The sequence below is a fragment of the Pseudofrankia sp. EUN1h genome, assembly GCF_001854645.1.
In the GTDB taxonomy this organism is placed as follows: Bacteria; Actinomycetota; Actinomycetes; order Frankiales; family Frankiaceae; genus Pseudofrankia; species Pseudofrankia saprophytica.
Genome location: NZ_MBLN01000102.1, coordinates 47,067 through 53,999, shown reverse-complemented (window position 1 = coordinate 53,999; position 6,933 = coordinate 47,067). Strand labels below are relative to the sequence as shown.

General features: G+C 67.8%; 5 protein-coding genes and 1 pseudogene. 3 read left to right on the top strand and 3 right to left on the bottom strand.

Annotated elements, in window-relative coordinates:
- The coding region (locus tag BCD49_RS37580) for a helix-turn-helix domain-containing protein (protein WP_158072988.1) at positions 1–537 on the bottom strand (537 nt) is incomplete at its 3' end.
- Between the two features lie 165 nt (positions 538–702).
- On the opposite strand from BCD49_RS37580, the pseudogene BCD49_RS46685 reads away from it, so the two are divergent.
- A pseudogene (locus BCD49_RS46685) lies at positions 703–1,821 on the top strand (IS630 family transposase).
- A gap of 29 nt (positions 1,822–1,850) precedes the next feature.
- Here the strand turns inward: BCD49_RS46685 and BCD49_RS37570 are convergent.
- Positions 1,851–2,615: an SDR family NAD(P)-dependent oxidoreductase gene (locus BCD49_RS37570; protein WP_007510743.1), complete on the bottom strand. Its 765-nt coding sequence runs from the start codon at positions 2,613–2,615 to the stop codon at positions 1,851–1,853.
- 555 nt (positions 2,616–3,170) lie between these two features.
- Here BCD49_RS37570 and BCD49_RS37565 point away from each other — a divergent pair.
- Together BCD49_RS37565 and BCD49_RS37560 are read left to right on the top strand one after the other, a co-directional pair.
- Positions 3,171–3,539, top strand: coding sequence for a hypothetical protein (locus BCD49_RS37565; RefSeq protein WP_007510745.1), 369 nt, complete (start codon positions 3,171–3,173; stop codon positions 3,537–3,539).
- Between the two features lie 1,364 nt (positions 3,540–4,903).
- Positions 4,904–6,019, top strand: coding sequence for an ABC transporter substrate-binding protein (locus BCD49_RS37560; protein WP_241832476.1), 1,116 nt, complete (start codon positions 4,904–4,906; stop codon positions 6,017–6,019).
- 405 nt (positions 6,020–6,424) lie between these two features.
- On the opposite strand, the gene BCD49_RS37555 is transcribed toward BCD49_RS37560, so the two are convergent.
- Positions 6,425–6,910 (bottom strand): VOC family protein, encoded by a 486-nt coding sequence (locus BCD49_RS37555; protein WP_071042464.1) that lies wholly within the window; start codon positions 6,908–6,910, stop codon positions 6,425–6,427.
- Positions 6,911–6,933: the final 23 nt, after the last annotated feature.

Here is a 6,933-nt window from a genome sequence, read left to right as displayed (position 1 = left end):
TCCGTCCTCGACCTGGTCGAGCAGAATCGACGGGGGCCGGCCCACCCGCGGCTCGTCGGACAGCCCGTCGAGGCGACGTTCGGTGAACCGGGTCCGCCATCGCAGCACCGTCGACTCGTCGACGCCGAGCTCGGCGGCGACCCGCCGATCAGTCCCGCCCTCAGCGGCGCGCAGCACGATCCGTGCCCGCAACGCGAGGAACTGGGCCGTCTTCGCCCGCCGCGCCCAGCGTTCCAACTGGACCCGCTCGGGCTCGGACAGCACAAGCTCCGCGGCCTTCGACCGACCCGACGGAGCAGCATCCTCCAGACCAGCCAACCGGCCACGGGCGAACGACCGCCGCCAGCGGCCCGCCGTCCGCAACGACACCCCGACCGACGCGGMCACTTCCGGGTTCGACAGGCCCTCCGCMGCCRCCAACACGATCCGCGCCCGCTCCACGACCCGGYGATCCACATCGCCCAGCCGCCGGACCAACTCGCCACGCTCGTCCTCAGACAGGACGACCTCAACCGCAGCAGAGCCGGAACGCACCATAGCGACAGAGTAGTACTTACCMGCCTAATTTCTGACGGGGCACACTAGTGCGCTGTCCACGAACTTTCGCCGGTTTGGGACACGCCGGGCTGGCTGCGGCTGATGGGCTGGGTGGGCGTGCACTGTCGGTACCGGCCTCGTCTGTCCGGTACTGGGAGGTGGCGGGTGGCGGAGCCCGTAAGGGCGCGGCGGTTGACCGACGAGGAAGGCCGCCGTCTGCAGGGGATCGTCCGGCGGGGCACGCATTCCTAGGTCCGGGTCCGGCGGGCGACGATCGTGATGGCGTCGGCGGCGGGGACACCGGTGGCGGCGATCGCCCGGCTGGTGGCCGCGGACGAGGACACGGTCCGCGACGTGATCCACAACCTCAACCGGATCGGGTTGGCCTGCCTGGACCCTCGGTGGGCGGGAGGCCGTCCCCGCCTGATCAGTGAGCAGGACGAACAGTTCCTGGTCACGACGGCCACCACCCGCCCGACGAAACTCGGGCGGCCGTTCACGCACTGGAGCCTGCGCAAACTCGCCGCCTATCTCGCCGACAACCCCGACCGCAACGTCACGGTCGGCCGGGAGCGGCTGCGCCAACTGCTGCACGCGAACGGGATCTCGTTCCAACGGACTAGGACCTGGAAGGAGTCGACCGACCCCGACAAGGAAGCGAAGCTGGACCGGATCGAGTATGTGACCAGCACGTTCCCGAACCGCTGCTTCGCCTTCGACCAGTTCGGCCCGCTCTCGATCCGCCCGACCCACGGCACCGGCTGAACCGGGGAAAGCCACCCCGACCGGCTGCCCGCGACCTACACCCGCACCCACGGCGTCCGCTACCTCCACGGCTGCTACACCCTCGGCGACGACCAGCTGTGGGGCGTGGCGCGGCGCCGCAAGGGCGGGGAGAACACCCTCGCGGCCCTGCGGACGATCCGCGTCGCCCGCCCGGACGACGCCCCGGTCTACGTGGTCCTGGACAACCTGTCCGCGAACAAGACCCCGAAGATCCGAAAATGGGCGGCGTCCAACCAGGTCGAACTGTGTTTCACCCCTACCTACGCCTCGTGGGCGAACCCGATCGAGGCCCAGTTCGGCCCGCTACGCACCTTCGTCATGGCCAACTCCAACCACGCCATCCACCCCGTGCTCGCCCGCCACCTGCAGTCCTACCTGCGCTGGCGCAACGCCAACGCCCGCCACCCCACCGTCCTGGCCGCCCAACGCCGCGAACGCGCCCGCATCCGCGCCGAACGCCAACAACGCTGGGGACGCCCACGATCACAAGCCGCCTGAACTACCCGCCAACGTTCGTGGACAGCGCACTAGCGCATGGTGATTCCACCGTCGACCGAGAACGTCTGCCCGGTGACCCATTCGGACATGTCCGAGAGCAGGAACGCGACGAACGCTCCGACGTCGTCAGGCTCCCCATGGCGCCGCGCGGGCGTTGTCGCCAGGAGCGCGTCCCGGAACTCCTCCGGTAGGGTCAGTTTCGCCATTTCGGTCATGACCAGGCCCGGCGCCACTCCGTTGGCGCGTACCCCGTCCTTGCCGTACTTGCTGGCGACGTGCCTGGTGAGGGCGCCGATCCCGGCCTTCGTCACCGAGTAGGCAACCTTGTCCGCCATGCCGCCGAATGCGGCCCCGGACATCGTGTTGACCACGGATCCGCCGCCACCGGCGATCATGTGGGGAAGCGCATGCCTGAGGGTCAGCAGATAGCCGGTGAGGTTGACGTCGATGGTGCGCTGCCAGGCGGCCAGGTCGATGTCGACCACGTTGGTGTCACGGCGGACCTCGTCGGGATGGACGTTGGCCGCCACGTTGAACAAGCCATCAACGCGACCATATTTGCTGACCGCGAGATCGACCTGGCGCTTGACCTGGGATTCGTCTGAGATGTCGACCGCCAGCGCGACGCCATCGCCTCCGGCGTCCTTGGCGGCCCGAACCGCACGTTCGGCCGAGGCTTCGACGACGTCACCCACGACGACCGTCGCACCGCCGGCCCCCAGGAACTTCGCCGCTGCGGTGGCCAACCCTCCGCCGCCGGCAAAGATGATGACCTTGTCCTTTAGCCCTTCCACGCACATCTCCCTGTTGCGAGTAGGTTGCCGAGACCCGCGGCCGACGTCCGAGTCCCGACGGTTGTTCATGAGCAGCCGGGCGCCGTTGGGTCGTGTCTGGCCGGATGGATGCGGACCCCGTCGATCTTGGTGTCAGCCGGGCACCAGAGCCAGCCGCCACGGATGCCCAACCACGGCTCGGCGGCAGAACCAACCCGACCACGCAAAGAGCTCCGTCGCGGCCAGGACGGCGGGCCGACAAGCCACCATGGCGGGGCCGTCACCAGGCCGAACGTCCGACGTTCCATGGTCACGCCGCTCGGCGGCCGTCGTCGGTCGAGACGAACCGTACATCTACGTACGCATCCTGGCGAGTAGCCTCCTGGGCATACTGGATGATCGTCAGCCGGCCATACGGCGCGACGCTGCGCGCAACCGGGAGCGGCTGCTGGCCGCGGCCCGGTAAGTGTCCGCCAACACGGTCCCGAGGTTCCTCTGGAAGAGGTGGCCCGTGGCGCCGCGGTGAGCCGGACCACGCTGTAGTGCGACTTCGCCACCCGCGAGGAGCCTGCCACGATGTTGCTCGAGGACAATGTGGCGCTGATCGAACAACGGGTCGTCGAGCGACGGGACCAGCTGGACGGTGTTATCAGACTGTTCGACTTCATACCAGGCATGCAGATGGAGAACCGCAGCGTCGCCCACGCGCTCACCTTCACCGACGTAGTACGGTTCACCCGGCTCACCGACCATACTGCCGCCGCCTTCGAGCCTCTCCCGGAATGCGGCCGCGCGGGCGGCCTCGTCCGCTCAGGCACCGAGGTCGACGACGTGATGGTGGCATTCCCAATGGAGGCGGCCGCCTTGGCCGTGAGCGACGCCGACATGTGTGAGCGGTTGAGCGTCCGAGCCCGCGCCATGCTGCACCAGGCATCGTCCACTTAGTCACGCCGGCCCGTCAACACGACACGTGGTCGACACACGAACCGCTTCGAGGGACCGGCTTGCCGCCGGGTCGGCCACATCTCGGCTCGGACAGACTAGCCAGCAGCAGCCCGATCTGCTATACAGGCGTACGGAGGCAGGGTGCGGCTCCTGAGATGATGCCTGGGTTGCGGGTGACCTGCAGGGATCGGATGGGATCGTCCGTATCGGCATGGCTCGGCAGCGACATTGGTCCGCTATGCTTCGCGGACCACACACCGCTGGTCCTTGGCGTGTCGCATCTACAGTGGAAGGCGTCTGAAACCTGATCAGGGCGAGGTAGGTAGTCGGCCGGGCGATAGTCCCTGCGGGGCATCTGGAACCCGAACTTCGTCGGTTGGGTGCACTGGCGGGCCAAGTCGGCCGCGGGCCAAGTCAGCCTGTCCATCGGTCGTATGGAGGGTTGGTTCAATCGAGCCGGCATGGACAGCCATGGCGGYGATCAGGCTGCCCTGATGTGATTATTGGTGCTTCCTCGGGCTGCGTTTATGCACACGTGCGATGACGACAGCGGGCCGTGCGATACGCCCGTTTGGCCGAACTCGCTGGGCTGGATGGACGTGTTGGTATATCGCGATGAGGTGCACGCGGCTGGCGACGGCGTGCCGGCCATCGCAAACGGGTGTGTTCCCTGGCCCGGTTCGAGTGGGCGGCCGGAGGCTCACGCCGCCGATCGCGCATGTTTGCCGGTACACCGGTTGCCGACCGAGGCACTGATCGACTGACAGGTCTTGGCGGATGACGCAGACCTGTCGACGTCGCGACACGAATCGGCCCACGCGACCTGAGTGCGGTCTGTTTGACAACGCGCCGGCCCGTCGTGCGCTTCACCGGAGAGTCCCGCGCTTTGCCCAGATGCCCGTCATCGGCCTCGTCCAGACCGGCGTCGAGGGGACGCACAACCCGTTGTGTCGCACCCGGATCGCCATCAGACCGGCATCGGGGCGCGGCGCGTGCGGTGGGCCCCGTGGACATCGCTATGTGCTCGTCCCGAACCCTGATCGAGCATCCCGTACCTGAACCCGGCCGCCCTGTACACGGGCTCCCGGCTGTCAAGGCTCGTCCTGCGGTGGGCCGACCAGCTTGCCACTGGCGGATGGATTCGCTGGCAGGCCGACCGACAGGTGGACGCGCCGGCGCCGCGCGGCATGCATGTGCCGCCCCTGCTTATGAACCAACACGTGAGATGAACGATCTGGGGAGCTGTAGTGAAATCCACTGGTTCCGTGCTCGGTGCCGCGCTCGTCGTCTTATGCGCGGCGATGTCGACAGCATGCGGCGACGCAAACTCCGCGGGCGCGGCTGGTACTTGCCAGACACCGGGCGTGACCACCGATCAGGTGGAGGTGGGACTGTTATATCCGGCGTCGGGGCCGCTGGCCGCCCCACTGAACGCGGCGCGATCCGGCATCGATGCACGCCTCGGCGTCGCGAACGCCGCTGGCGGCGTGAACGGCCGCACGATCGTCTACAAGTGGCGCGACGATCAGGGCGACAAGCTGACGAACGGCACCGTGACCCGCGAGCTCGTCGAACAGGAGAACGTGTTCGCGGTCCTCGAGACGACCACGGCGACATCGGGCGGGGCCGCCTACCTGGCCGAGCAGCGGATCCCGGTCGTCGGGCTCGCCATCGAGGACATCTGGGCCAGGTACCGCAACATGTTCGCGTTCGCCTATCCCTTCGCGGGCGGTGGTGGTGCGGTAGACACGTTCGGGAAGTTCGTCCGGACGCAGGGCGGTACCCGCGCGCTGGTCGTCAGCAACGTTCTCGAGGGCAAGGCGTCGAAGGACACCGCCGACCAGATCGTCCGCAGCCTGCGCGCCGCCGGCGTGAAGATCTCCGGCGACGAGGTGGTCACCTACACCCCCGGACCGGCGAACGCGCAGCAGCTCGCCGAGCGGATGGTCACCGACCACGTCGACGCGCTGGTCACGATGATGAGCCCCGAGGCGCTTGCGCAGATCRTCGCGGCCGCTCGGCAGGCATCAGTCCCGCTGAAGGTGACGCTGACTGGTCAGGAAGTGAGCGCTGATCTGCTGAGCGAGTATGGGCCGGCACTGGCCGGCGTGACATCCTATGCGGTCTACCTCCCGTTTCAGATCGAGACGCCGGCTCTCGACGCCTACCGCGGCGCCATCGCGAAGTACGCGCCGGAGCTGGCCGATCCGAACCAGGCCGTGGCCCTCACCGGGTACGTCATCGGCGACATGCTCGTCCGCGGTCTGGAGGCAGCGGGGAAGTGCCCAACCAGGCAGAGTTTCATCGACGGCCTCCGCGCGGTCCATCACTACGACGCCGACGGGCTCATCACCACCACCGACCTGGACGCAGACTTCGGGCTTCTCAGTACCTGTTACGCGTTCGTCAGGGTCAATGGTGCCGGAACAGGGCTCGAGGTGGTCAACCCCAACTACTGCGGCAGCCGGCTGCAGAACTGACCGCACGCACGGCTCGCGTCGCGGCCCGGCCCCAGTACTCGCCCTCCGGCCAAGGGGCGTCGGCCGCGGCGAGACGCCGAGCACCCTATTTCCTTGAAGACGTACTCGGCGGCCTGCCCACGAACGGGCATTTGGCAGCGCTCGACGACCGGTTGGAACGCTCGAAGTCGCTCCGCAGCCGGTCATCCGTTTCCGGATGCGGACGTTCGCGCTCCACCTCGACGACGACCTACAGGCCGCGCCGAGTGGAGCCTGCGTCGGCCTGACGCCCACAGCAGTCATAACGGGCGGTCGGCGTTTCTGCCGGATGCTGCGTGTTCCGTAGTCGAGCGGGAGATCGTCGGTGCCTGGCGCTCCTCGCTGCGGGGCTGATCCCGGCGAGGCCCACATCGTGCGTCGCGCCGGTCAGTTGGCGGTCACCTGGACCAGTTCGATGCGGATGCCGTCGGGATCGGCGAGGAACAGCACATCCATGGCACCGCCGCGCATCGGGATGTGGGTTCTCGTATGTTCGATCGGTGTCGCGCCGAGCGCCACGAGACGCGCCTCGACCTCGGTGAGGTCGTCGACGTATGCCGACAGGTGAGTGAAACCGATCTGGCGGCGAGTCACGAGGGCCGCGCCCTCCGCCGCGGGTGTCTTCCATCCGAGTAGTTGGAGTTTCGTCGACCCMTTGACGATCATCTGGGACCGGCAGCTCATCGGGGGCTCCACCTCGGCCAGCTGGGCGAGTGCGTCACCGATGTCGAAACCCTCGGCCAGTTCAAAGCCGAGTCCTTCGGTGTAGAAACGCAACGACCGCTCGAAGTCGGACACGCACAGGCCGATGTGGGACACAGTGGTGACGGTGCCGACCGCGGGCCCTGCCGCGGATTCGGACGGTGCTGACATGGGGCACTCCTCGTTGTTCGCCT

Excerpts from the sequence above, each read along its gene's own strand:
- BCD49_RS37565 (WP_007510745.1), top strand. The coding sequence starts at position 3,171 with ATGTTGCTCGAGGACAATGTGGCGCTGATCGAACAACGGGTCGTCGAG.